This window comes from Mesorhizobium sp. M0152 (assembly GCF_040322415.1).
GTDB lineage: Bacteria > Pseudomonadota > Alphaproteobacteria > Rhizobiales > Rhizobiaceae > Mesorhizobium.
In genome coordinates, this window is sequence record NZ_JAMYTH010000010.1 from 103,061 (window position 1) to 128,550 (window position 25,490).

27 protein-coding genes are annotated in these 25,490 nt (G+C 64.5%); 15 read left to right on the plus strand and 12 right to left on the minus strand.

Features of this window, described 5'->3' with window-relative positions; genetic code table 11:
• Positions 1-74: 74 nt before the first annotated feature.
• On the minus strand, positions 75-1,334 hold the full coding sequence (locus NKJ26_RS13305) for a ubiquinone biosynthesis hydroxylase (protein ID WP_352602921.1): 1,260 nt from the start codon (positions 1,332-1,334) through the stop codon (positions 75-77).
• 99 nt (positions 1,335-1,433) lie between these two features.
• Here NKJ26_RS13305 and tesB point away from each other — a divergent pair, with 99 nt between their 5' ends.
• From tesB to NKJ26_RS13340, 7 genes are all read left to right on the plus strand, one after another.
• The gene (tesB, locus tag NKJ26_RS13310) at positions 1,434-2,294 is read left to right on the plus strand and encodes an acyl-CoA thioesterase II (protein ID WP_352602919.1); all 861 of its coding nucleotides are present in this window, start codon (positions 1,434-1,436) and stop codon (positions 2,292-2,294) included.
• 306 nt (positions 2,295-2,600) lie between these two features.
• Complete coding sequence (locus tag NKJ26_RS13315) at positions 2,601-2,939, plus strand: P-II family nitrogen regulator (RefSeq protein ID WP_013528889.1); 339 nt, start codon at positions 2,601-2,603, stop codon at positions 2,937-2,939.
• A 49-nt stretch (positions 2,940-2,988) separates the two neighbouring features.
• Entirely contained in the window at positions 2,989-4,314 is a 1,326-nt protein-coding gene (locus NKJ26_RS13320) for an ammonium transporter (protein ID WP_502903107.1), read from the plus strand.
• 325 nt (positions 4,315-4,639) lie between these two features.
• Positions 4,640-4,915 carry a hypothetical protein gene (locus tag NKJ26_RS13325; protein WP_352695646.1) on the plus strand — a complete coding sequence of 92 codons (276 nt, stop codon included), beginning with the start codon at positions 4,640-4,642 and terminating at the stop codon, positions 4,913-4,915.
• A 254-nt stretch (positions 4,916-5,169) separates the two neighbouring features.
• Complete coding sequence (locus NKJ26_RS13330) at positions 5,170-7,839, plus strand: DNA translocase FtsK (RefSeq protein WP_352695647.1); 2,670 nt, start codon at positions 5,170-5,172, stop codon at positions 7,837-7,839.
• Positions 7,840-7,972: 133 nt separating this feature from the next.
• The gene (locus NKJ26_RS13335) at positions 7,973-8,653 is read left to right on the plus strand and encodes an outer membrane lipoprotein carrier protein LolA (RefSeq protein WP_352603064.1); all 681 of its coding nucleotides are present in this window, start codon (positions 7,973-7,975) and stop codon (positions 8,651-8,653) included.
• A 151-nt stretch (positions 8,654-8,804) separates the two neighbouring features.
• Complete coding sequence (locus NKJ26_RS13340) at positions 8,805-9,611, plus strand: exodeoxyribonuclease III (RefSeq protein WP_352695649.1); 807 nt, start codon at positions 8,805-8,807, stop codon at positions 9,609-9,611.
• Positions 9,612-9,724: 113 nt separating this feature from the next.
• On the opposite strand, the gene NKJ26_RS13345 is transcribed toward NKJ26_RS13340, so the two are convergent.
• Both NKJ26_RS13345 and NKJ26_RS13350 read right to left on the minus strand, forming a co-directional pair.
• Positions 9,725-10,180 (minus strand): cyclic nucleotide-binding domain-containing protein, encoded by a 456-nt coding sequence (locus tag NKJ26_RS13345; RefSeq protein ID WP_352695651.1) that lies wholly within the window; start codon positions 10,178-10,180, stop codon positions 9,725-9,727.
• Between the two features lie 123 nt (positions 10,181-10,303).
• A complete protein-coding gene (locus tag NKJ26_RS13350; RefSeq protein ID WP_352602904.1) occupies positions 10,304-10,987 on the minus strand; it encodes a response regulator transcription factor in 684 nt (227 codons plus the stop codon).
• 84 nt (positions 10,988-11,071) lie between these two features.
• On the opposite strand from NKJ26_RS13350, the gene NKJ26_RS13355 reads away from it, so the two are divergent.
• Positions 11,072-11,668, plus strand: coding sequence for a L,D-transpeptidase family protein (locus tag NKJ26_RS13355; protein ID WP_352695653.1), 597 nt, complete (start codon positions 11,072-11,074; stop codon positions 11,666-11,668).
• Between the two features lie 92 nt (positions 11,669-11,760).
• On the opposite strand, the gene NKJ26_RS13360 is transcribed toward NKJ26_RS13355, so the two are convergent.
• The gene (locus NKJ26_RS13360; RefSeq protein WP_352695654.1) at positions 11,761-12,012 is read right to left on the minus strand and encodes a hypothetical protein; all 252 of its coding nucleotides are present in this window, start codon (positions 12,010-12,012) and stop codon (positions 11,761-11,763) included.
• 165 nt (positions 12,013-12,177) lie between these two features.
• Here NKJ26_RS13360 and gcvA point away from each other — a divergent pair, with 165 nt between their 5' ends.
• Positions 12,178-13,110 carry a transcriptional regulator GcvA gene (gene gcvA, locus NKJ26_RS13365; RefSeq protein ID WP_352695656.1) on the plus strand — a complete coding sequence of 311 codons (933 nt, stop codon included), beginning with the start codon at positions 12,178-12,180 and terminating at the stop codon, positions 13,108-13,110.
• A gap of 28 nt (positions 13,111-13,138) precedes the next feature.
• On the opposite strand, the gene NKJ26_RS13370 is transcribed toward gcvA, so the two are convergent.
• Genes NKJ26_RS13370 through tsaD form a run of 7 tightly spaced genes read right to left on the minus strand, consistent with a single transcriptional unit; the run spans position 13,139 to position 17,950 of the window.
• The gene (locus tag NKJ26_RS13370; RefSeq protein WP_352695658.1) at positions 13,139-13,876 is read right to left on the minus strand and encodes a glycosyltransferase family 25 protein; all 738 of its coding nucleotides are present in this window, start codon (positions 13,874-13,876) and stop codon (positions 13,139-13,141) included.
• Positions 13,877-13,894: 18 nt separating this feature from the next.
• Positions 13,895-14,311, minus strand: a complete 417-nt coding sequence (locus NKJ26_RS13375) for a DUF1761 domain-containing protein (protein WP_352695659.1) — start codon at positions 14,309-14,311, stop codon at positions 13,895-13,897.
• Positions 14,312-14,334: 23 nt separating this feature from the next.
• The gene (locus NKJ26_RS13380; RefSeq protein ID WP_502903106.1) at positions 14,335-15,075 is read right to left on the minus strand and encodes a class I SAM-dependent methyltransferase; all 741 of its coding nucleotides are present in this window, start codon (positions 15,073-15,075) and stop codon (positions 14,335-14,337) included.
• The gene (locus NKJ26_RS13385) at positions 15,030-15,455 is read right to left on the minus strand and encodes an EVE domain-containing protein (RefSeq protein WP_352602890.1); all 426 of its coding nucleotides are present in this window, start codon (positions 15,453-15,455) and stop codon (positions 15,030-15,032) included. The genes NKJ26_RS13380 and NKJ26_RS13385 overlap by 46 nt, the downstream gene beginning before the upstream one ends.
• 42 nt (positions 15,456-15,497) lie before the next feature.
• Entirely contained in the window at positions 15,498-15,794 is a 297-nt protein-coding gene (locus NKJ26_RS13390) for a YciI-like protein (RefSeq protein WP_352695662.1), read from the minus strand.
• 21 nt (positions 15,795-15,815) lie between these two features.
• Entirely contained in the window at positions 15,816-16,823 is a 1,008-nt protein-coding gene (locus tag NKJ26_RS13395; protein WP_352695729.1) for an NAD(P)H-dependent glycerol-3-phosphate dehydrogenase, read from the minus strand.
• A 41-nt stretch (positions 16,824-16,864) separates the two neighbouring features.
• Positions 16,865-17,950, minus strand: coding sequence for a tRNA (adenosine(37)-N6)-threonylcarbamoyltransferase complex transferase subunit TsaD (gene tsaD / locus NKJ26_RS13400; RefSeq protein WP_352695730.1), 1,086 nt, complete (start codon positions 17,948-17,950; stop codon positions 16,865-16,867).
• A 101-nt stretch (positions 17,951-18,051) separates the two neighbouring features.
• On the opposite strand from tsaD, the gene hemC reads away from it, so the two are divergent.
• The 6 genes from hemC (at position 18,052) to NKJ26_RS13430 (ending at position 24,143) form a co-directional block, all read left to right on the plus strand.
• Complete coding sequence (gene hemC / locus NKJ26_RS13405; protein ID WP_352695663.1) at positions 18,052-18,978, plus strand: hydroxymethylbilane synthase; 927 nt, start codon at positions 18,052-18,054, stop codon at positions 18,976-18,978.
• 1 nt (position 18,979) lies between these two features.
• Entirely contained in the window at positions 18,980-19,696 is a 717-nt protein-coding gene (locus tag NKJ26_RS13410) for a uroporphyrinogen-III synthase (protein ID WP_352695665.1), read from the plus strand.
• Between the two features lie 110 nt (positions 19,697-19,806).
• Positions 19,807-21,297, plus strand: coding sequence for a COG4223 family protein (locus tag NKJ26_RS13415; protein ID WP_352695667.1), 1,491 nt, complete (start codon positions 19,807-19,809; stop codon positions 21,295-21,297).
• Positions 21,298-21,307: 10 nt separating this feature from the next.
• On the plus strand, positions 21,308-22,897 hold the full coding sequence (locus tag NKJ26_RS13420; protein WP_352695668.1) for a heme biosynthesis protein HemY: 1,590 nt from the start codon (positions 21,308-21,310) through the stop codon (positions 22,895-22,897).
• Between the two features lie 35 nt (positions 22,898-22,932).
• Positions 22,933-23,412, plus strand: coding sequence for a tellurite resistance TerB family protein (locus tag NKJ26_RS13425; protein WP_352602878.1), 480 nt, complete (start codon positions 22,933-22,935; stop codon positions 23,410-23,412).
• A 14-nt stretch (positions 23,413-23,426) separates the two neighbouring features.
• The gene (locus NKJ26_RS13430) at positions 23,427-24,143 is read left to right on the plus strand and encodes a glutamine amidotransferase (RefSeq protein WP_352602876.1); all 717 of its coding nucleotides are present in this window, start codon (positions 23,427-23,429) and stop codon (positions 24,141-24,143) included.
• Between the two features lie 3 nt (positions 24,144-24,146).
• Here the strand turns inward: NKJ26_RS13430 and NKJ26_RS13435 are convergent, their stop codons facing one another.
• Positions 24,147-25,367, minus strand: coding sequence for an MFS transporter (locus tag NKJ26_RS13435; protein ID WP_352695732.1), 1,221 nt, complete (start codon positions 25,365-25,367; stop codon positions 24,147-24,149).
• Positions 25,368-25,490 lie beyond the last annotated feature (123 nt).

Consider the following 25,490-nt stretch of genomic DNA (forward strand, 5'->3'; position numbering starts at 1 on the left):
CGAACCGCGTTATCTCGTTCTTTTAGGTAACTCTAGACGGAGAACCGTTCACGCTCTTCCCGGCCGGGATTGCCTTAGATCGCCTCGCCTTTCAGCAGCCTGGGCGTCCCGGCGGAAAGTCCAGACGCCTGCCGGATGAAAAAATCCTTCAGCCTCGGCATCCGTTCGACGAGGCCAAGGCCGATGTCGCGTGCGGCCCGCAGCGGACCGATGTCGTTGGAAAACAAACGGTTCAGCACATCGGTGGTGATGCCCATCTGTACCGTGTCGAAACGGCGCCACTGCTGGTAGCGTTCGAGCACGTCGAGCGCGCCGATGTCCTGGCCGAGCCGGTCGGCCTCGACGATCACTTCAGCCAAAGCGGCGACATCCTTGAAGCCGAGGTTAAGGCCCTGGCCGGCGATCGGGTGGATGCCGTGGGCGGCGTCGCCGGCAAGCGCGATGCGCGGCGCGACGAAGGCGCGGGCAAGGGTCAGGCCGAGCGGCCAGGCGCGCGGTTTGTCGGCGACCCGTATCTCGCCGAGCTTCAGGCCGAAGCGCTGTTCAAGTTCGTGCTCGAAGACGAGATCGTCGCCTTCCACGAGCGTTTTCGCATCTTCCGCGCGTTCGACCCAGACGATCGACGAGCGGTTGGTGCCGTCATCGTCCGGTTTGAGCGGCAGCGTGGCAAAGGGGCCGGCGGGGAGGAAATGCTCCTCGGCGCGGCCATTGTGCGGACGTTCATGCGCCACGGTGCAGACGATGCCGGACTGCCCATATTCCCACTTCACGGTCTTGATGCCGGCCATGTCGCGCAGCTTCGAGTTGACGCCGTCGGCGGCGACCAGCAGCCTTGCCTTCAGCGTCGCACCGTCGGCAAGATGCATTGTGATGCCGGTGCCGTTGGTCTCGAAGCTTTGCACCGCGACGCCTTCGATGATGTCGATGCCGAGTTTTTCGGCGCTGGCCCGCAAGGCGCCGTTCAAGACCTTGTTGGCGACCATATGCGCGAAAGGTTCGCCCGGCGCCACCTCGCCGTCGAACGTCAGGAAGACCGGACGGACCGGATCGGCGCTGCGCGAATCGGTGATGATCATCTCGGTGATCGCCTGTGCCTGCGGCGCCATCTCGGCCCACACGCCGAGTTGGTCGAGCATGCGGCAGGCGGCCGCGGCAATGGCGGAAGCGCGGCCATCCCTTTGCCAGGCGCCAGCGGGCGCGGCATCGACAAGGGCGACGGCAAGGCCCGGCCGGGCCTGCTTCAGCGAGACGGCGGCGGCGAGGCCGACATAGCCTGCGCCAGCGACGAGAACATCGAGCCCGGATCTGGTCTTGGCGTCCGTCTTGCGTTCCATTGTCGTTGCTCCTTGCGCGCCAGCCTGGGCCTGCGCCCTTGACGGCTCGTTGTTCCTGTCGGAAACCGCCATAGCAATTTTGAGGCGAGGTCACAAAACATGACGGCGGCCATGGACGAGCTTCTCGGCATTCTCGACCTCGAGAGGCTGGAGCACAATCTGTATCGTGGTCGCAGCCCCCAGGTGGAATGGCAGCGCGTTTTCGGCGGCCAGACCATCGCCCAGGCCCTGGTTGCGGCGCAACGCACCGTACAGCCCGACCGGTTCGTGCATTCGCTGCACGGCTATTTCATGCGGCCCGGCGACATCAAGGTGCCGATCGTCTATGAGGTCGACCGCATCCGCGATGGTGGCTCCTTCACCACCCGCCGCGTGCTGGCGATCCAGCACGGGCAGGCGATCTTTTCGCTGGAAGCCTCGTTCCAGGTCGACGAAAAGGGGCTCGAACATCAGTTCGCCCTGCCCGACGACGTGCCACCGCCGGAAGGCTTGCAGACGCAGCGGCAGCTGCTCGAGAAGGCCGAGCGGGTACCGGAGGCGGTGCGCCGCTTCTGGGCGCGGGAGCGGCCACTGGAGCTCAGGCCGGTCAATCTCCAGCACTATGAAAGCCGTGATAAGCTGCCGCCCCGGCAGAATGTCTGGATCCGCCTTGCCGGACCGGTTCCGGACGACCGCGCGCTGCAATCGGCGCTGCTCGCCTATCTCTCGGACATGACGCTGCTCGACACGTCGACCTTCGCGCATGGGCGCGGGCTGTTCGACCCCGATATCCAGGCGGCCAGCCTCGACCACTCCATGTGGTTCCATCGGCCGCATGCGCTCGACGGCTGGCTGCTCTATGCGCAGGACAGCCCGTCGAGCTCGGGATCGCGTGGTTTCAGCCGCGGCACTCTCTATGCGCGCGACGGCACGCTGATCGCCTCGATGGCGCAGGAAGGGCTGATCCGGCTCCGGCGCTGAGGCGGCCCAGGATGGAGATTGTTCGCCGCAGCTCCTTGTTTGAGCACGAGCGTTTTGAGATCCCAGCCCGGACGCCCGTAAAATGGGCGTTTTTTAAAAATTGCATCTTTTTTAGGCAACTGCCTGGCCGCTGATCCAGACATCTGATGGCTGCAGCGGCATCAAATCCATTGTTTACAATCAGTTAACACCCTGCCTCGGCAATTGGCACGGAGCTTGAATTGTGCCGGGCACTCTCCGGCTCTCCTTGGGATCGGTGAAGTCGTGCAAACGCGGGGGACCGCAACAGCAAAAGGGTGAAACCTTATGAAAATCGTGATGGCAATCATCAAGCCGTTCAAGCTCGACGAGGTACGCGAGGCGCTTACCGCAGTCGGCATCCAGGGCCTGACCGTCACCGAAGTCAAAGGCTACGGGCGTCAGAAAGGGCATACGGAAATCTATCGCGGGGCGGAATACGCGGTCAGTTTCCTGCCAAAGATCAAGATCGAGGTCGCGGTCAGCGCGGACATGGTCGACAAGGCCGTGGAAGCCATCACCGCTGCCGCCAAGACCGGCCAGATCGGCGACGGCAAGATCTTCGTCTTCGGCATCGACCAGGCGGTGCGCATCCGCACCGGCGAAACAGACACCGACGCGCTTTGAGCGGCGAACACGTATTCCAATGGAGAGTTCAATGAATATTCCTTCCACCTTGAAGACGACGGGACGCGCCGCCCTTTTGGGCTCGCTCGCTCTCGCAGCGTTGGGCACGGTCGCCGCCTTCGCGCAGGAAGCGGCGCCGGCCGCGGCCGCTCCGGCCCCCACTCCGGTGCTCGACACCGGCAACACCGCCTGGATGCTGACCTCGACGGCGTTGGTGCTGATGATGACCATCCCGGGCCTGGCGCTGTTCTACGGCGGCATGGTGCGCAACAAGAACGTGCTCGCCACCGTCATGCAGAGCTTTGCCATCACCTGCCTGGTGACGGTGCTGTGGTTCATGTTCGGCTATTCGCTGGCCTTCTCCGACGGCGGCGGCATGAACGCCTATCTCGGCGGTTTCTCGAAATTCTTCCATCAGGGCATCACCACCTCGACGCTGTGGGCGCCAGGCGTGGCGAACATTCCTGAATTCGTCTTCTCGATGTTCCAGATGACCTTCGCCATCATCACGCCTGCCCTCATCGCCGGCGCCTTCGCCGAGCGCATGAAGTTCTCGGCGCTGCTGATCTTCATGGCGCTATGGCTGCTGGTCGTCTATGCGCCGATCGCGCATTGGGTCTGGGGCGGCGGCTTCCTTGGCGCGGCCGGTGTGCTCGACTTCGCCGGCGGCACGGTCGTCCACATCAACGCCGGTGTCGCGGGGCTGGTCTGCGCGCTGGTTCTCGGCAAGCGCGAAGGCTACGGCACCACCAACATGGCGCCGCACAACCTGGTCTATTCGGTGATCGGCGCTTCGCTGCTGTGGGTCGGCTGGTTCGGCTTCAACGCCGGTTCGGAACTGGCGGCTGACGGTCTTGCCGGCGCCGCCATGCTCAACACCCAGGTAGCCACCGCCGCGGCGGCACTGGCCTGGATGTTCGCCGAATGGATCGTCGCCAAGAAACCCTCGGTCCTCGGCATCATCTCGGGCGCCGTTGCCGGTCTCGTCGCGGTGACGCCGGCTTCCGGCTTCGTCAACCCGACCGGCGCCTTCATCGTCGGCATCGTCGCCGGCGTCGGCTGCTACATCTCGGCGGTCAAGATCAAGCACATGTTCGGCTATGACGACTCGCTGGATGCGTTCGGCGTCCATGGCGTCGGCGGTGTGATCGGCGCTCTGCTGACCGGCGTGCTCGCCGACCCGGCGATCAACAGCCTCGGGGCGGGCGCTTCCATCGGCAAGCAGATCTACGGCATTGTCTTCACCATCCTGTGGACGGCGATCGCCACCTTCGTGATCCTCTACATCGTCAAGGCGCTGGTCGGTTTGCGTCCGAGCACCCAGGAAGAGGTCGAAGGCCTCGACATCTCCCAGCATGGCGAAGTGGTGCCGTAAGGCCAGCTCTGCCTACGGGCCGGTGGACCCTCCTCCCACCGGCTCCCTATCTCTACGCAGTTCCGAACGGAAAACCGCTGCACACTTTTCCCGGAATCGCTTTGAAAAGATCCCGTCGTGATGCTCTCGAAAGGAGTTCACGCATTGAGGCCCGGATCATTCCGGGCCTCTTTTTTGGCAAAACGTTCCGGCAATGCCGGCAGTCGGGCAATCACGTTCGCGTGATTGGCCTTTGGGAAGAAACATTCACCGCATCGGTTCCGAACTGTGAGCAACGACCGCCATTCCGGCGTTCGTTACGAACAACAGGGAAGGAACCGTTTTCATGAACTTCAGGACCATCTGCCTTGGGGCACTCGCTCTTTCCATGGTCGGCGGCGTGGCATTTGCCGGCGCTCTCGATGAGCCCGACAACATGGCGCCGTTCTTCACGGATACCAGCATGAAGACCATGAAGCCGATGGCGGAATTCAAGACCGCTTTCATGGCCATGCCGAAGGAGAAGCAGGAAGCCATGAAGAAGGAATGCAACGACGCGGCGATGAGCAAGCCGCATGCCGAATTCTGCGCCAACGTCCAGGCGCTTGGCGGCGCCAACTGAGCCGAGGACGCGATCGGGCCGAAGCCTGATCGATTTCCTGTCACAAACGAATGATGGCGGGCAAGGTGCCCGCCATTGTTGTTGATGGCGACACATCATCCATGGCAGCCGTGGCCGGCAAATATTCGCGGGAGGCGGGGGCGAGGCCGCGCCCATGGTTAATGCGCCCTTAACCTTCCCGCCGCTAGTCTTGCCTCCGAATCTGCCGGAGTGCGCCATGCGCTCGGGCCAGGCAATCACTGACGGGGAAATGCATGCGTTCAGGGGCTTCAGCACCGCTCGCGCTGACCGATACGGGGCACGGCATCCAGGCTTTCGCGCGGCGCCAGGTCGGCCGGCTCGCGGGCGCCGGGCTGTTCGCTCTGACCGCCTTTGGCGTCGCCAGCCTGGCAACGTGGAACGTTGCCGATCCAAGCTTCTCGCACGCCACCAACAACATCGTCACCAACGCCATGGGTTATGCCGGCGCGGTCTTCTCCGACCTCGCCATGCAGTTCTTCGGTCTTGCCGCCGTCGCGGCGCTGGTTCCGGCTGTTATCTGGGGGTACCTCCTGTTTTCGGCGCGCGGCGTCGACAGGCTTCCCAAGCGCGGGCTGTTCTGGTTCGGCTTCGCGCTGCTGGCCGCCGCCATCGCCGGCTGCGTGGTGCCGCCCAAGACCTGGCCGCTGCCCACCGGCCTCGGCGGCGTGTTCGGCGACATGGTGCTCAGGATTCCGGGCCTTCTTACCGGCGGCTATCCGACCGGGCTGATCGCCAGCGTGCTCGCCATATTGATGGCCGCGCCGGCGCTGTGGCTGTTTGCCTACGGTTCGGCGCTGATCGGGCGCAAGAATGGCTTCGCCGTCATGGAAGAACCGGCCGTGCCCGAGCGGCGCGAGGACGACCTGTTGTTCGACAATGACGATGATGAAGGCAACGAGGGCATATTGGCGCTCGGCGCAATCACCCATTGGTGGCTGTCGCTGCGCGCCTGGATGCACCGCCGCGCCGTGCGCCGCAGGCAGGAGCGCGACGAATACGGGCCGGAGATGGAGCCGCGCGCCAGCGCCTGGCGCCGCGCCGCCGAACGGGTCGAGTCGGCCGAGTTCGCCGAGCAGCGGATGAGCCATGATGGCCGCGCCCGCGTCGAGCCTGAATTCTTCGCCGCCATGGTCAATGACCGCAGCGTTTCCGTCGATCCGGCCGATGACGACGTGTTCGGCGATCGCTTCGACACTGACGGGGAAGATGCCGACTTCGACGATGAACCAGTCGTCCAGCGCCGCGCCGCTCCGACCGCCAAGGTCCAGCAGTTCCGCTCCGATGCCGCCACCCGCGTCGAAGCGCCGGCGGCGCGCCCCGTGCCAGGCGCCCGCGTCCAGCGCGAAGCGCAGACATCGCTGATCGGTTCGGAGACATTCGAAATGCCGTCGCTGCATTTCCTCTCCGAGCCCAAGAACGTGGCGCGCGATCCCAGCCTGTCCAAGGATGCGCTCGAGCAGAACGCCCGCCTGCTCGAAGGCGTGCTGGAGGATTTCGGCGTCAAGGGCGAGATCATCCATGTCCGGCCGGGTCCGGTGGTCACGCTCTACGAACTCGAACCCGCGCCGGGTATCAAATCGTCGCGCGTCATCGGCCTCTCCGACGACATCGCCCGCTCGATGAGCGCGATCGCCTGCCGCGTCGCCGTGGTGCCGGGCCGCAACGCCATCGGCATCGAACTGCCGAACGCCAAGCGCGAGACGGTGTATCTCCGAGAGATCATGGCCAGCCGCGATTTCGAGACCACCAAAGCCAAGTTGGCGCTGGCGCTCGGCAAGACCATCAATGGCGAGGCGGTCATCGTCGATATCGCCAAGATGCCGCACGTGCTGGTCGCCGGCACCACCGGCTCGGGCAAGTCGGTCGCCATCAACACCATGATCCTGTCGCTGCTCTACCGGCTGACGCCGCAGGAATGCCGGCTGATCATGATCGATCCGAAGATGCTGGAACTCTCGGTCTATGACGGCATCCCGCATCTTCTGACCCCCGTCGTCACCGATCCGAAGAAGGCGGTGGTGGCGCTGAAATGGACGGTGCGGGAGATGGAAGACCGCTATCGCAAGATGTCCAAGGTCGGCGTGCGCAACATCGACGGCTTCAACGCACGCGTCCAAATGGCGGAGAAGAAGGGCGAGAAGATTTCGCGCACCGTGCAGACCGGCTTCGATCGCCAGACTGGCGAGGCGATCTACGAGACGGAGAATCTCGATCTCGAGCCGATGCCCTATATCGTCGTCATCATCGACGAAATGGCCGACCTGATGATGGTCGCCGGCAAGGACATCGAAGGCGCGGTGCAACGCCTGGCACAGATGGCGCGCGCCGCCGGCATCCACGTCATCATGGCGACGCAACGGCCCTCGGTCGACGTCATCACCGGCACGATCAAGGCCAACTTCCCGACGCGCATCTCCTTCCAGGTGACGTCGAAGATCGACAGCCGCACCATCCTTGGCGAGCAGGGCGCCGAACAGCTGCTCGGCATGGGCGACATGCTCTACATGGCCGGCGGCGGCCGCATCCAGCGCGTGCACGGCCCATTCGTCGCCGACGAAGAGGTCGAAAAGATCGTCGCACATCTGAAGCTGCAAGGCGTGCCGGAATATCTCGATGCCATCACCGAGGATGACGACGAGGACGATGACGAACCGGCCGGCAAGGGCGGCGGCAGCGGCGGCGGCGGCAATTTCGAAGATTCCGACGACCCATACGACCAGGCGGTCGCCGTGGTGCTGCGCGACGGCAAGGCTTCCACCAGCTATATCCAGCGGCGGCTCGGTATCGGCTACAACCGCGCCGCCTCGATCATCGAGAAGATGGAGAAGGAAGGCATCGTCGGCCCGGCCAATCATGCCGGAAAGCGCGAGATCCTGGTGCCGACCGAAGACGACAAGTTCTGATGGTGAGAATGCGGCGGCAACTTTGAACCTTTTGGCGCGTTCAAGCGGCGGCGCAATGTTCGCCGCGCCAAATTTCAGCCCAACTGGGGGTTCAGGACAGCGGCAAATCAGGAATCAGATGAGAGTGACCGAGATGAAAAATGATCTTTCCGCGCTCAGCGATTTTGCTCCCAGCCGGCGCCAGCTGCTTGGCCTCGGCCTGTCGCTTATGGGTGCCGCAGCTTTCAATGTGGCGCCTGGATTCCAGTTGCTGGCCTCGGCACAGGCGGCCGTGCCGCCGGCCGCGCAGAAGATCGCCGATCATTTTTCCTCGGTCAAATCGATGAGCGGCGAATTCGTGCAGTTCGGCCCCAAGGGCGAGCAGACCGGCGGCAAGTTCTTCCTGGAACGGCCGGGCAAGATCCGCTTCAACTATGACGGCGCGTCGAATTTCCGGGTGATCTCGGATGGCAAGTCGGTGGTCATCCTCAACAAGAGGCTCAACACATCCGATCTCTATCCGTTGTCGAAGACGCCGCTGAAGCTTTTGCTCGACGACCGGATCGATCTCTCCGGCGATCGTGTCAAAAGCGTCAAGCAGGAAGACGACCTCACCACCATCCAACTCGCCGACAAATCGGTGTTCGGCAATTCGAAGATCACCATGATGTTCGATCCGAAATCCTACGAACTGCGCCAGTGGACGATCACCGACGCGCAGGGCAAGGACACCACGGTGATGATCTTCAACGTCAAGGAAGGCGTCAGCTTCGCCGCCGATACGTTCGCCATCGATTATGCAGCCAATCGCGAGCTGAATACCAAGACAAGATAGCTTTCCTCGATCTGGGGAAGCTTTTCGTGCAGCGTCAGCGCCGCCCGGCTGTCGCCATCGGGCGTGGCGCTGACTTCTGCAACTGTTGCAATGCTTGTCTTTATGACGTGGGGCTGGCAGTAGTTCGGCGATCTTTCGCCGGACCCGCCAAATGCCCTTTTCCATTGCCACCTGGAACATCAATTCCGTTCGCTTGCGCATGCCGATCGTCGAGCGCCTGCTCGATGAATACGCGCCGGATGTGCTCTGCCTGCAGGAAACAAAAGTTCCCGACGAGCTGTTCCCCGAAAAGGCCTTCCGCAAGCTCGGCTACGAGCACATCACGTTTCATGGCCAGAAGGGCTATCACGGCGTGGCGACGGTGGCGCGGCGGCCGATCGAGATGGTCGAGAAGCGCCGCTTCTGCGAGATCGAGGACAGCCGGCACCTGTCAGTGAGGGTGCAGGCCGGCGGCAAGGCGATCCTGCTGCACAATTTCTATGTTCCGGCGGGCGGCGACGAACCGGACCCCGAGATCAACAGGAAGTTCAGGCATAAGCTTGATTTCGTCGCCGAGATGAATGCCATCCGCGCCGAGCACGACGCGGTGTCCGCCTCGGTTCTGGTCGGCGACCTCAACATCGCGCCGCTCGAGCACGATGTCTGGTCGCACAAGCAATTGCTCAACGTGGTCAGCCATACGCCCGTCGAGACCGAAAATTTCGAGGCGATGCGGCTGGCCGGCGGCTGGGTCGACCTGATGCGGCTCAACGTGCCGCTTGAACAGAAGCTCTACACCTGGTGGAGCTATCGCGCGCAGGACTGGGAAGCATCGAACCGCGGCCGGCGGCTCGACCATGTCTGGTCATCGCCGAACCTGGTGCCTGATTTCACAGGCTACGAGATCCTGCGCCCGGCGCGCGGCTGGGAAAGGCCGTCGGATCATGTGCCGGTCATAGGCCGGTTCGATCTGGATTAGGCGTACCCTTGATTCGTCATTCTAGGGTCTGCGCCGCGTCGCTGCGCTCCTTGCTTCCCCAGGATAACGAAGGTCATGCGGTCGCGCCAATTTCGTGGATAGGAAGCTGCGCCTCACTCCGAAAACCGTGGCGCCAGCTTCTCGATACGGCTGATCATCGCCTGAAAATCCTCAAGGATGCGCTGGTGTAACTGCACCGCCAGCTCCGGATATTCCTCCAATATGCGGCGGAACATCTTGCGGCTGAGCCGAATCACTTCCGAATCGATCTCGGCCGACGCGCTGGTCAGCCGGTTGGTGTCGGCGATCAATGCCAGCTCGCTCAGCATGGTGCCGGGGCCGGCCGTGCCGATCGGGACACGTTGGCCATCCTGCTCGCGATAGAGCACGATGCGCCCGCTGACCACGATGTAGGCCGAATCGGCCTCGTCGTCCTCGCGGTAAAGCTTGTGGTCTGCTTGCAGCAAGGTGGTCTCGGCGCCGAAGGCGAGCAGACGCAGTTGTTCCTGCGTGAAGCCCTCGAAAAGCCTCACGGCGGACAGGATGCGGATGTCGTCATCCAGCGCCATCTCTAGCTGCGTCCCCGAACGGTCAGTCCAATCCCTCCTTTACGAGCCGATCCTGAATCCCCCTCCAACAGGATCGCACCCGAAAACGGTCCCGCCCAGACCGCTTATTGGATAATGAAATGTTTAAGGAACCAGCTTGTAGCCGCCGCTTTCTGTCACAAGAATTTCCGCATTGGAAGGATCACGCTCGATCTTCTGGCGTAGTCTGTAGACATGGGTCTCCAGCGTGTGCGTGGTGACGCCCGAGTTGTAGCCCCAGACTTCCTCCAGCAGCACGTCGCGCGTCACCACCTTCTGGTCGGCGCGATAGAGATATTTGATGATCGAGGCTTCCTTTTCAGTCAGCCGCACCTTGCCGCCGCGCGGATCGATGAGCAGCTTCTGGCTAGGCTTGAAAGTATAGGGCCCGACCGAAAACGTCGCATCCTCGCTCTGCTCGTGCTGGCGCAACTGTGCACGAATCCGCGCCAGCAGCACAGCGAAGCGGAACGGCTTCGTCACATAATCGTTGGCACCGGCTTCGAGCCCCAGAATCGTGTCCGAATCGGTGTCGTGACCGGTCAGCATGATGATGGGCGCCTTGTAGCCGCCCTTGCGCAGGAGCTTCACCGCCTCGCGGCCGTCCATGTCGGGCAGGCCGACATCCATGATCAGCAGATCGACGAGGCCGCCGCGCGCCGCGGCGACGCCTTTTGCCGCAGTCGATTCCTGCAGCACGTCGAATTCCTCGTAGAGGGACAATTGCTCGACCAATGTGCCGCGCAGGTCGTCATCGTCGTCGACAATCAGGATGGTGCGTGAAGTCATGGATCAATCCGTTGTTTTGAAAAGAGAATTCAGTTGACCGCTGCCTGTTTATGCGGAAGCTGACCGGGACAATAGCCGATCACAGTGATTTGTTCCGTGGCACGATCATACAAGAAAAAACGCGATCGCAATGCAGCCGGCGCAATTTTGCCAAAAGGGCTGCGTGTGCTGACCGTGCGGGCGAGGCCGGGCCACCCAAGCCAGGGCCTGCTGCAGGCCGGAAAGATGGTGTTTGCGTGCGCGCTGGGGCGCGGCGGCATCTCGGCCGACAAGCGCGAAGGCGACGGCGCCACGCCGCTTGGCCCCATGCGAATCCTGTCGGGCTATTTTCGCGGCGACCATTTTTCCGGCGGCCGCAAAACCCGGCTGGCTATGGCGCCGATCGGGCCGGATCTCGGCTGGTGCGAGGTGCCTGACGACCGCAACTACAACCGCCCGGTCAGGATTCCGTACGGCGCCAGCCACGAACGCATGCGGCGTGACGACAAGCTTTACGACGCCTGCCTGGTGCTCGATTGGAACATCGCGCCCCGCCGCCGCGGGCGCGGCAGCGCCATCTTCTTCCACCTGGCGCGTCCCGGGTTCACGCCGACGCAAGGCTGCGTGGCGGTGACCGCGCGCACCATGACGCGGCTTTTGCCGCTGCTGTCGGATCGAACGGTGGTGAGGGTGGTTAGGTAGGGGAGTAGGGGAGTAGGGGAGTAGGGGAGTAGGGGAGTAGGGGAGTAGGGGGTGGCTCCGTGCTACCCGACTTTGCCTACTGCCGTATTGCCTTACTCCCCCATTCCCTTCCGATCCGGCTGCTGCCAGCCAATGTCGAGAAGTCCGATCCGGCCCATCTCGCGGTCCATGGCGCGGGCGATGTCCTTGCGGGCGGCGCCGACGTCGCGCAGTTGGCGATCGGACAGGTCTTCGACGTTCTGGTGCGGAAGTCTGGCGGCGACCCTGGCGTGACGCAGCCAGTCGAGGGTCGCGGTCAGCCAGGCCGGCCTGACATGAACAGAGTTGAGAGCGATGTGTGACATGGCGCGATCCCGTTCGTCCTGATATCAAATTCAGTTTGATGGTGCTTCGATGCTCACATCATGCCCGATTGAAATCCCGGGAGGAAACGAGTAGTTTTTTCTAGATCATCAAGTTTTCTTTGAGGATTAGGATGCCATGGGCCGGTTCGGCAAGGTAACGCTCTGATGGCAAGCCCGCTGCCGGGAACGCGTGCGTTGAGGACGCTCGAGGCGGCGGCCCGGCACCTCAATTTCACCCGCGCCGCCGACGAGCTCGGCCTGACGCCGGCCGCGGTCAGCCATCAGATCAAGGAAATCGAGGATCAGCTCGGGCTGGTGTTGTTTACCCGCACCAGCCGCACCATCCGGCTGACCGAGGCGGGCACGGTGCTGTTCGAAGCCGCGACCGACACGCTCGACCTGCTCGGCCGGGCCGTCATGCGGGCGCGCAAGGCGGCGCGCGGGACGGAATTTTTGAAGGTGACCCTGGACGCGCAGTTCGCGACGAAATGGCTGATGCGGCGTGTCGAGGATTTCCGCAAGCAAAGGCCCGGCATCGAGCTCAGATTCGACATCGCCTACGGATTGCGCGATTTCGAGCTTGACGATGTCGATGTCGGCATCCGTTTCGGCGCCGGAAAATATCCGGGGCTCTGCGCGCACCGCCTGTTCGACAACATCATTATTCCGGTATGCAGCCCAAGTCTTTTGGCATCAGGGCCGCCCTTGCGCGAGCCGCGCGATCTCTTCCACCACACGCTCGCCCATATCGAATGGGCGCGGCAAGGCGTGACGTGGCCGAACTGGCGCATGTGGATGGCGGCTGCCGGCGTCGACGATTTCGACGACAGCCGCACCATCGTCTTCGGCACGTCAGCCGATGCGGTTCAGGCGGCGTTGGAGGGAAGCGCGGTGGCGCTCGCCGATTTCGCCATGGTGGCCAACGACCTTTCCGAAGGCAGGCTGGTGCGGCCTTTCGAACTCGGCATCAAGGTCGCGCCCGAATACGCCTATTTCCTGGTCTATCCCCAGGCGATGGCCGACGATCCTCGCATCGTCGCCTTCCGCGAATGGATACTAGAGGAAATGGCCAAGACACGCACCACCGACACGGCGTAGGCTACCGCGCCAAATCCGAAACTCCCGTTCAGGACCGGGCGTTATGGCCGAAGATCATCCGGGTGTATTTCTTCCATTTCCATTGCAGCTTCCTGTACAGGAGCGGACGCGATTTTCCGGCCACTGAAGTGTGAAACGCTCCGTTTTCGCTGCCTTGTTCGGCAATCGGCCGCTCGAACCACAGCATTTCAATTCCCAGTTCGCCATCCATGTGTTCGATCTGATGGTCGATCGGCCAAGATATCCTGTTCTCGGCAATCCAGGCACAGCGGGCTTCCGCGACGGGGCGGGTGATGAGGTAGGAATCGGCGCATCGGGCGTGGAGCGCCGGATAGAGCTTGCGGCCTCTTCGCAATTTCCAGCTCGGCGTGTAATAATTGCTGCCATTGCCGAGATAGATGACGGCCTTGCGCAGGGGGTCGCCGAGTTCGGCCAGCCCTTGCCGGAACCCGGCGACAAAATCGCGGGCCAGGAACACGTCATCCTCGAAAACCAGGCAATAGGGCAGGTCGGTTTCGAGGAAGTCGCGCCATATGCCGACATGTTTGAGCGCCAGCGAGACGCGCGCCGGATGGACAAAGTCGGGAGCGATCAATTCGCTGCGTATCTCCGGGGTGATGTCCGGCTGGTCCCAGTCGGTGTAGAAGTAGACCGGCACGCCGCGCCGCTCGAATTCCTTAACGATGTGCCGGCGCCGGTCGTCATAACCCTGCTTGACGTGACAGATCCGGGTGAACACCAGGTCGCGAGGGAATTCTCCCGGCATCAATGCACCACCATTCATTCAGCTTGCCGCGGCGCCGAACCAGCCGATGATGGCGCCGATGATCAACAGCACGCCGAGCCAGTGGCCGCCGTCGATAAAGGTCAGGTCCCAGCCGAAATTCTCGTAGCGATGGTTGACCGAGAGCGTGGTGGCGACGAATCCCAGCCAGAGCACGAAGCCGAAGACGAGACCGGCGAGCCATGTCGGCTCACCGCCGGTCAATGCGCCGACGACCAGGGCCATGACGAGCGCCATGACCAGTTCGGCGATGAAGCTGATGGCGAAGGGCAGCAACGACTTTTTCATTGTCGCCGGATCGATTTTGGCGGCCTTGAGCCACGGCTTGCTCAAGCCCATGTACCAGGCGGCGCCGAACAACCACGCGGCGACGGCGGCGGCGATCACCGCCAGCCAGTTTACTGCTGAAAAATCCATGTGCTTCCCCCTCCGATGCAGATTTATGGAAACGCCTGTTCGGCGATGGCGTCAAGCCGAACGCCGGCACTCCATCGCCATACGGTCGTGCGCTTGGTCTCGGCGTCCTCGAGCGCCCGCGTCACCGGCACTTCGTAGACATCGAGCGGCTCCAGCCCCGATCGCGGCAAGTAGGACCGGCCGGGATCGCCGACCAGGATGTCGGCACCGCGCCCTTTGAGAGCCGAGAACCACGGCAGCAGCCGGTTCGCGAAAGGCTTGTCGTAGAAGACGTCGCCGGCCAGGATCACATCCCAGCCCGCGTCGGTCCCGATGCAGTCCGTGCCGAGGAATTCGATCCCGACGCCATTGGCTTGCGCATTGAGCCGGACCGCGGTCGCACAGAACGGATCGATATCGGCGGCGATCACCTTGGCGGCACCGGCCTTGGCGGCGGCGATGGCGACAAGGCCGGAACCGGAAGCGAAGTCGAGCACGCGCTTGCCCCGCACCGTGGCCGGATTGTCGATGACATGGCGGGCAAGACCTTGGCCACCGGCCCAGGCAAACGCCCAGAAAGGCGGCGGCAAGCCGATCTCGGCCAGCTCGTCTTCCGTGCGCAGCCACAGATCATGCGCTTCATCGGCGAGATGAAGCTCGATCTCGGGCACATGCGGCGGCGCCATCAGCGCCGTGTTGTCGAGGATGAATTGCTTGGCGCCGGTTGGCGTCAGCACCGTCACGGGGCAGGTATCAGGCCGCCCATGCGGCAGACTTCCTTCCATTCGGCCGGCGTCACCGGCTGCACGGAAAGCCGTCCGAGCCGCACCAGAGCCATGTCGGCAAGCTTCGGATTGGCCTTGACCTGTTCCAGCGTCGGCGGGTTGGGCACGTCCTTGAAGGCGCGGATGTCGACGCATTCCCAGCGCGGATCGTCCGATGTGGTGTCCGGATGGGCCAGCGCGCAGACCTCTGCGATACCGACCACGTTCAGCCCCTCATTGGAGTGGTAGAAGAAGCCGAGGTCGCCGATCTGCATCGCCTTCATGTTGTTGCGCGCGGCGTAGTTGCGCACGCCGTCCCACTGCGTGCCGGCCTTGCCCTTGGCCTTCAACGCCTCGAAGGAGAAGACCGAAGGTTCGGATTTGAACAGCCAGTAGTTCATGTCTTTGCTCCCTCCTTGCGGTTCGCCTGCCGGCGACCGGAATTAACTAGCCGCCGGCTTGTTGAACGTCCAGTTCCATTGGCGGACTTCGACGCTCTCGAACAGGCCGGCCTTGGCGTAGGGATCCGCGGCGGACAAGGCTTGTGCAGCGGCCAGATCGGCAGCCTCGACGACCACGAGGCTGCCATTGGGCTTGCCTTCGGCATCGAGGAACGGACCGGCAAAGGCGAGTTTCTTGTCGCTGTTCAATCCTTCGAGAAAGGCGATATGCTCAGGCCGCGTGTCGAGACGCACCTGCAGGGTCGCGGGCTTGTCTTTGCAAATCAAAGCAAAAAGCATGGTCTTCCTCCTGGGGATGGATCAATCGTTGGTTTCGGTTTTCAGCGGCCGCGTCATCAAGGCCGTCACTGCCTGCCGGATGGTGATGGTGCCATCCAGTATGGCTGCGGCGGCGGCAATGATCGGCGCGTCGATGTTGCGCTCGGCGGCGATACGGGCAGCGATCGCGGCCGTCGGCACGCCCTCGGCTAACGGCAGTCCGGAAAGCGGCTTGCCTTGTCCGAGCGCCAGGCCATAGGCGAAATTGCGGGACTGGGTGGACGAGCAGGTGAGCATCAGGTCACCGAGGCCGGAAAGGCCCATCAGCGTTTCCGGCCTGGCGCCGAAGGCGGCACCAATGCGGCGCAGTTCGACGAAGCCGCGCGTCACCATGGCGGCCTGGGCGCTGGCGCCGAGCCCGGCGCCGGTGACCGCGCCAGCCGCGATGGCGAAGACGTTCTTCAAGGCGCCGCCGATCTCGACGCCGATGAGATCGTCGCTCGAATAGCAACGCAGGTTTTCGGCGGAAAAGCGGGCGGCGAGCTCGGTGGCCAGGCCTTCGTCGCGGGCGGCAACCACCACCGCTGTCGGCAGGCCGCGGGCGACATCGATGGCGAAGCTTGGGCCGGACAGGGCGGCGACGGGGTTCTGCGGCAAGATCTCTTCGACGATTGCCGACAGCAAGGCGCCGGTATCGCGCTCGATGCCCTTGGCGCAGAGAACGAGCGGAATGCCGGCCGGCATATGCTCCTTGGCGACCGTCAGCGTTGCCCGCAGCGACTGCGCCGGCGTCACCGCCAGCACGCAATCGGCACCGTCGAGCGCGGCTTGGATGTTGCTCGTCGCCACGATGCCGGCCTGGAGCGCTATGCCCGGCAGGTAGCGTGGATTTTCGCCGCGGTCGATCGCGGCGACGGTCGCCGGGTCGCGGGCATAAAGGCGGACGAAATGGCCGACGCGCAGCATGGCCAGCGCCAAAGCGGTGCCCCAGGCCCCGCCGCCGAGCACGGCAACACGCCAGCCGGTTGGAACAGTGTCGCTGCCGCTCATGTCTCCTTCGATCCTGCTTGCCTCGATCATGCCTCCCTTGATCATGCTTTGGCTCCACGCCGGCCGGAGCCGACCATCGGCGTCGAGACGCTGTCCAGCGGCCAGCGCGAGCGCGGCACGAAATCGAAACCGTTCTCCTGCGCCATACCTTCGCGCAGCCGTTCGATGCCGGCCCAGGCGATCATCGCCGCGTTGTCGGTGCAAAGCTTCAGCGGCGGCGCGACGAAGGCGAAGCCGGCCTCGGCGCAGAGCCGCTCCAATGTCGCCTTGATCGTGCGGTTGGCGGCGACGCCGCCGGCGACGACCAGCGCCGGGTTTTTCGTGCCGGGAAATGTTTGGCTGAAACGCGCCAGGGCACGCGCGACGCGATCGGCAAGCGCATCGGCGACAGCCGCCTGGAACGAAGCGCAGATATCGGCGACGTCCTGGTCACTCAGGGGCTCGATGGCGGTCGCGGCCTGGCGCACGGCGGTCTTCAAACCGGAGAAGGAAAAGTCCGGCTGGGCCGAGCCCTTCATCGGACGCGGAAAGGCAAAGCGCGAGGGACTGCCGGTTTGTGCCGCCTTCTCGACATTCGGGCCGCCGGGATAGGGCAGGCCGAGCATCTTGGCCGTCTTGTCGAAAGCTTCGCCGAGTGCGTCGTCGATGGTGGTTGCCCAGCGCTGATAGTCTCCGACGCCGCGCACGGCGAGGATCTGCGTATGGCCGCCGGAGACCAGCAGCAGCAAATAGGGGAAATCGAGCCCGTCGGTCAGCCTGGCGGTCAAGGCGTGGCCTTCGAGGTGATTGATGGCGATCAGCGGCTTGTCGGCCGCGGCGGCGATCGCCTTGGCCGTCATCAGCCCGACGATCAGCCCGCCGACAAGGCCAGGGCCGGCGGTGGCGGCGATCGCGTCGATATCGGCAAGTGCGGTGCCCGAATCGGCCAGCGCCGCCTCGATGATGCCGTCCAGCGCCTCGACATGGGCACGCGCCGCGATCTCCGGCACCACGCCGCCGAAGGCGGCATGTTCCTCGATCTGGCTGAGCACGATGTTGGACAGGATTTGCGGCGCGGAATCGCCGTCGACCGCCACGACGCTGGCGGCGGTTTCGTCACAACTCGTCTCGATGCCCAGAACGCGGATCAATTCGTCGCTATCTCCGAAGATTGTATCGCGGAGCTTTCCCCTTTAGGAGAAAACCCCGGAAGACCTCGCTCGCCGGGGGTTATCACGGACTGCGCGCCATGCAAACAACCTTGAAAATCGGAACACGCGGCAGCCCGCTGGCGCTGGCACAGGCGCATGAAACGCAGGCGCGGCTGATGGCCGCCCATGGCATGCCGGCGCAAGCGTTCGAAGTCGTCGTCATCTCGACCAGCGGCGACCGCATCCAGGACCGGCCATTGTCGGAAGCCGGCGGCAAGGGCCTGTTCACCAAGGAGATCGAGGAAGCACTGCTCGCCGGCAGGATCGACATCGCCGTGCATTCGTCGAAGGACATGCCGACGCAATTGCCCTATGGCCTGGAACTCTCTGCCTTCCTGCCGCGCGAGGACACGCGCGACGCCTTTGTCGGCAAGGCGGCGAGGACCATCGCCGACTTGCCGCATGGCTCGAAAGTCGGCTCGTCGTCGCTGCGGCGGCAGGCGCTGATCCGCAGGATGCGGCCCGATCTCGACGTCGTGATGTTCCGCGGCAATGTACAGACGCGCCTGCGCAAGCTGGATGAAGGGGTCGCCGCCGGGACGATCCTCGCCTATGCCGGGTTGAAGCGGCTCGGGCTCGAGCACGTCGCCACCGATCTGATGCCGCTCGACATTTTTCCGCCGGCGCCGGGCCAGGGCGCGATCTGCATAGAAAGCCGCATCGGCGACCGCGAGGTCGAAAAGATGCTGGCGGCCATCCATGATGTGCCGACCGGCCAGGCGCTGGCCTGCGAGCGCGCCTTCCTGGCAGCGCTTGATGGCTCCTGCCGTACGCCAATCGCCGGCTATGCGGCGATCGAGGCCGGAAAGCTCAATTTCGTCGGGCTGATCATCTCGCCCGACGGCACCCAGTCGCACACGGTCGAACTGCAAGGGCCGGCGCGGGAGGCCGCCCGTATCGGCGGGGAAGCAGCCCGGACGGTGCGGGCCAAGGCCGGCGAAAAGTTCTTCGACGGCTGGCTCTGAAATGCTGCGCGTTCTGGTGACCAGGCCGGAACCGGGGGCGTCGCGCACGGCGCGAAAGCTGCAGGAGACAGGCTTTCAGCCGATCGTTTTGCCCCTGACCGAAACGGTGGCTTTGCCGGTCGAGGCCCGATCGGTTCCAGGCGACGCCATCGCCGTTGCGGTCACCAGCGCCCATGCCGTGCGCCATGCGCCAAGGGAGATAGTCACGGCACTCGCCGCTCTGCCTTGCCATGCCGTCGGCAAAAGGACGGCGGAGGTCGCCCGCAAAGCGGGCTTCTTGTCGGTCGCAGAAGGTCCGGGCGATGCCGAGGCACTGGCCGACAGCATGGCCGCTGCGCTTTCAGGCAAGACCGTCGCTTATCTCTGCGGGCGCGTGCGGTTTCCAGTCTTCGAACAGACGCTGAAGGCGGCCGGCGTTCGGATCCAAGCCGTGGAGACCTATGACACGCTGGCGGTTGCTTATCCGGATAAGGCCGTCCTTGAGCGCCTGTCCGGCCAACCTGTCGACGCGGTGCTGCTCTATTCGGCCGTGGCGGCTGCCGCGATGCGCGGCTTGATCGGGCGGCCTGCTCTACAAGGTCTCTTTGGAGAGACGCGGTTCCTGGCGCTTTCAGCGCGCATCGCCGCAGCCCTTGACGACGGCACCGATATCGAAATCCGCATTGCCGCGCAGCCTGACGACGAGGCGCTGCTGGCACTTTTGCGGGCGCGGTCCTGAGCCGCGTCATCACACCGCCCCTTTTCACCGCTTGGTGATGTGCTAGACCCTTTCTAACCATTCAAGCGCCACCCGGCGTTGAGACGAAGCGAATTTTGCGGAGCCCAGGCATGGTCAAGACGCCGAAGATGCGACACTCGAAAAGCCGCCGCGACCCGGTGACTATCGACCTCGATCCGGGCGCCGTCTCACGCATTCCCGACGAGAATGTCGCCGGCGATGAGGCCAAGACCGACGAGGCGAAGGCCGAGGAAGCCGCGACCGCCTCGCAGCCCGAACCGCCGGAAGAACCGGTCCATGCCGACCAGACCGATCTTGAGCCATGGGAGCACGCCGAAGCCGCCGCGACGGGGGATGACGCTGAAACGCCCGCGGATGCCGGGACCAAGGCCGTCGAGCCGGAACTGCCTTATCCCGGTTCGGACGTGCCGCCCAGCCGCGCCGCGGCCTCCGACTACGATTTCGAGGACGCGACCGCCAAGACCGGCGAGGCCAAGTCGGCAGCGGGAAAGTCGGCAGCGGGAAAAGCCGATACGTGGAGCGAACCGATGACAGCGCAGCCTAAGCGTGGCGGCATCAACGGCATCGCGGCCGGCATCATCGGCGGTGTCATCGCGCTGGTCGGCGCCGGCGGCCTGCAATTCGCCGGCCTGCTCGGCGCGCCAGGCTCCGGCTCGGGTGTCTCGCTCGACGGCGTCAACGGCGAGATCGCCGCGCTGAGGACCGAAATCGCAGGCTTGAAGGAGGCCGGCGGCAGCAGCGATGCGTCGGCCAAGGTCGACGGCCTCTCGGCGGCGCTGGATCAGGTCAAGGGCGATGTCGCCGCGCTGAAATCGGCGGTCGAATCCGGTGGTGCCGGCGGCAATGCCGGGCTTGCGGCACTTGGCGATAAGGTCCGGCAGATCGAAACGGCGGTCGCTGCCCTCGGCAAGGCCGGCACGGCCCCGGTCGATCTTGGCCCGCTCAACGAAAGGCTGGCTGGGATCGATGCGCAGGTGCGGTCGGCCGGCGAGGCTGTAAAATCACAGGATGGCCGGCTCAGCGCGCTCGAACAGTCGGTGTCGCAGCTCTCCGGCAAAGTCGAGGCGCAGGCGGGACAGCCGAAGATCGCGCTCGCCATCGCCGCTTCGGCGCTGAAGGCGGCACTCGAGCGCGGGGCGCCATTCTCGGCCGAACTCGAGACCTTGGCCGCGATTTCGCCTGACGCGCCGCAACTCGCGACATTGCGCGGCTACGCCGAAAAGGGCGTTCCCACCCGCACCGAGATCGCATCGCAGATGGATGCCGCCGCCAATGCCATGGTCGCCGCCGCGACGCCGGCCGACGAGAATGCCGGGCTGCTGCAGAACCTGCTGTCGAGCGCCGAATCGCTGGTCAAGGTCAGGCCGATCGGCGCCGTCGAAGGTGCCGGCGCGCCGGAAACCGTCGCGCGCATGGAGGTGGCGGTCAACCAAGGCGACTACGCCAAGGCGCTCAGCGAGTATGGCACGTTGCCTGAGGCGGCGAAGGCCGCCGGTGCCGACTTTGCCGGCAAACTAAAGGCGCGCATCGAGGTCGAAACGCAGGTCGACGCGCTGATCTCCGGCGCGATGAAGGCGTGAGGACAACACAATGATCCGCCTGCTCGGCTTCCTCATCGTCGTTTTCGCGCTCGGGCTGGGCTTTGCCTGGCTGGCCGACCGGCCGGGTGACATGGTCATCACCTTCAGCGGCTATCAATACCAGGTCAGCCTGATGGTGGCGGCGGTCGCCGTCGTTGCCGTGGTCGCCGCGGTGATGATCCTGTGGTGGCTCGTCAAGTCGCTGTGGAACAGCCCCTACACCATCTCGCGCTATTTTCGCGTGCGTCGCCGCGACCGCGGTTATCAGGCGTTGTCGACCGGCATGATCGCGGCCGGCGCCGGTGACGGCGCGCTGGCCCGCAAGAAGACCAAGGAAGCGGCCAAGCTGATCCGTTCCGACCAGGAGCCGCTGATCCATCTGCTGGAGGCACAGGCGTCGCTGCTCGAGGGCGACCATGAAGGCGCACGGCAGAAATTCGAGAGCATGCTCGACGATCCTGAAATGCGGCTGCTCGGCTTGCGCGGCCTCTATCTCGAAGCCGAACGCCTCGGCGACCGCAATGCAGCGCGCCATTATGCCGGCCGCGCCGCCGTGGTGGCGCCGCAACTGGCCTGGGCAGCCGAATCGACACTCGAAGAGCTGACCGCGCGCGGCGACTGGGACGGTGCCCTGAAACTGGTCGATGCGCAGAAATCGACACGGCAGATCGAGCGCGATGCCGCCAACCGCCGCCGCGCCGTGCTGTTGACCGCCAAGGCGCAATCGCTCGCCGACAGCGACCCCGCCGCCGCCAGGGCCGCGGCGATCGAGGCCAACCGGCTGCAGCCTGATTTCGCGCCTGCCGCGGTTGCCGCCGCCGCGGCGCTGTTCAAGCAGAACGACGTGCGCAAAGGGTCGAAAATCCTGGAAGCCGCGTGGAAAGCCGAGCCGCATCCGGAGATATCGGAGCTTTATACCCATGCACGGCCAGGCGATGCCGTGCTCGACCGCCTCAACCGGGCGAAGAAGCTGCAGGAGATGAAGAAGAACCACGCCGAATCATCCATGACGGTGGCACGCGCCGCGCTCGACGCGCAGGATTTTTCCACCGCCCGCCGCGAAGCCGAGGCCGCGATCCGGATGGACCGGCGCGAAGGCGCCTATCTGCTGCTGGCCGATATCGAGGAGGCCGAGACCGGCGACCAGGGCAAGGTGCGGCAGCTCCTATCGAAGGCGGTGCGGGCGCCCCGCGATCCGGCCTGGGTGGCCGACGGAGTGGTTTCCGAACGCTGGGCGCCGGTTTCGCCGGTTACCGGGCGGCTCGACGCTTTCGAATGGCGCGCGCCGATGGAGCGTCTTGGGCAACTGATCGACAGCCGCGACGATACGCCGGATATGGCGATACCAGCTATCGAAGCGCCAGCCGGCCCGGCACGGGAGAAGCCGGCCGAAGTGATCGATCACGCTGCTCCGGGCAATGAAGGCAAGGAAGCCCGCGAAGACCATGTTACGCCTGTGACCGCCGCGGCTTTTGCGGCCGTGCCGGCCGATGCCGAGGCCGTCGAGCCCGCGGAGGAACTCGCACGCTTGCCGGACGACCCCGGTGTCGATCCGGACGACGAGGCGGAGAAATCGTCGCGTCGGTTTCGCTTGTTCTGAATTGGGCCCGCCACGTGGCCGCTGGGAATGGATCGATGTTCGAACGTGTCTTGTCGTTTCTGAGAGATTTGCCTGCGGGCGCCGGCGCCCGTCCGAGCGCGGACGATCCGCGCGTTGCGGCATCGGCGCTGCTCTATCACGTGATGAACGCCGACGGCGTGCGCCAGGATGTCGAATGGGAACGGCTCAAGACCGTGCTGGCGGAGAGCTATTCGATCAGCGGCGACGAACTCGATGCGTTGGCCGCCGCCGGCGAACGCGCCGACAACGAGGCGATCGACCTCTATGCGTTCACCAGCGTGCTCAAGCGCCATCTCGACGCGGATGGGCGCAAGGCCTTCATCGGCCTGATGTGGGAGATCGTCTATGCCGATGGCGAGCTGCACGAGCTGGAGGACAACACGGTGTGGCGCGTCGCCGAGCTGATCGGCGTCGAGCGCCGCGACCGTGTCGAGGCGCGACGCAAGGCGGCGGCGCAAGTACCTGACGCCCGTGGAACATCAAACGACGAATAAGGTTGCGCCTGCCAATGCCGCCAAAGCCGAGCTCGAAAGCCAAGGTCCTGATCGTGCTGCATCAGGAGAATTCGAGCCCCGGACGTGTCGGCCACATGCTTCTCGAAGAAGGCTTCGATCTCGACATCCGCCGGCCGCCGCTCGGCGACGTCTTGCCGGAAACGCTGGACGGGCACGCCGGTGCCGTGGTGTTCGGCGGGCCGATGAGCGCCAATGACGAGGACGAGTTCGTCCGCCGCGAGACCAACTGGCTGGAAGTCCCGCTCAGGGAGAACCGGCCGATCCTCGGCATCTGCCTCGGCGCGCAGATGCTGGCCAACCATCTCGGCGGCAAGGTCGAGGGGCACGGCGAAGGGCTGGTCGAGATCGGCTGGTATCCGCTGAAGGCGACCGAAGCCGGCCAGAGACTGATGCACTGGCCCGAGATGGTCTACCAGTTCCATCGCGAAGGCTTTTCGCTGCCCAGGGACGCGACCTTGCTGGCGACTGCCGAGACCTATCCCAACCAGGCGTTCCGATACCGCGACAATGCCTGGGGCATCCAGTTCCACGGCGAATTGACCAGGGTGATGATGCAGCGCTGGGTGGTGCGCGGCGCGCATCGTTTCGAGTTGCCGGGCGCGCAGCCCGGCCGCGATCACCTCGGCGGGCGGCTGATCTGGGACATGCACCTGAAGCGCTGGCTGGACGAGTTTTTGCGCACGATTTTCGGCAGGCCGGCCGTGCGATAGGCGTCAGTTTCGTCCGTTGAGGTGACGAACCTTGCGCAGTTGCGGGAACAGCACCATCCACAGCCCGGCGACGGCGATCGCGCCGACACCGCCGATCACGACCGCCGGAACCGTGCCGATCAGCGCCGCCATCGTGCCGGCGCGGAACTCGCCGAGCTCGTTGGAAGCGCCGACGAAGACCTGGTTGACGGCGTTGACGCGGCCGCGCACGTGGTCGGGCGTCCACAGCTGGATCAGGGTTTCCCTGATGTAGACGCTGAACATGTCGGTGGCGCCAAGGAAGGCCAGTGCCGCGATCGACAGCCAGGTGATGGTCGACAGGCCGAACAACACGGTGAAGGCGCCGAATGCCGCGACGAAGCCGAGCATGATCATGCCGGCGTGATTACGGATCGGATGGCCGGCCAGCCAGATGGCGACGCAGATGGCGCCGACGCCCGGCGCCGAGCGCAGCAGGCCAAGGCCCCAGGGACCAAGTTGCAGGATATCGCGGGCATAGATGGGCAGCAGTGCCGAGGCGCCCGACAGCAGCACCGCGAACAGGTCGAGCGAGATGGCGCCAAGCACGATCTTCTCGCCCCAGATATAGCCGAAACCGGCAAACAGCGTCTGCATCGTCGGCTTGGCGGTCTCGCTGCGTTGCGCCGGCCGTGGAATGGTGAAGATCAGCACGCCCGCCACCAGCATCAGCATGGCGGCGGTGCCGTAGGCTACTTCCGCCGATACGCCATAGAGGAGGCCGCCTGCAACCGGGCCGACAATGGTCGCCGTCTGCCAGGCCGACGAGTTCCAGGCGATGGCGTTGGCGAAATCCTGCGGCGGCACCAGGTTTGCGAACAGCGAGGCCGATGCCGGGCCGAAGAAGGCGCGGGCGACGCCGAACATGGCCAGCACGACGAAGATCGGCAGCGGACCGCCGATGCCGCGCAGTGTCATAAGCAGCAGCGTGAGCGCGCAGATCGCCTCGATCAGCACCGCCAGCGCCATGATCAGCCGGCGGCCGAAGCGATCGGCGACGACGCCGGTGACCAGCACCAGGAACAGCGACGGCAGGAACTGGACGATGCCGACGAGGCCGAGATCGAGCGGGTCGCGGGTCAGGTCGTACATCTGCCAGCCGACCGCGACGGACACGATCATGGTGGCGAATGTGGTGAGGAAGCGTGCCGCCCAGTAGCTTAGGAAAGCGCGGTGGCGAAACGCGGCATAGCGCTGGTCCGGCAGGTCTGTTCGGCAGTCATGGACAAGGCCCCATTGCGATGGCGTCAGAGCGTCCGAAGTACGCTCCACGTTTTCAATCTTCGCCAGCGGGGCACTTCCCAAATGGGCGCTGTTCCGGCCAAGGGA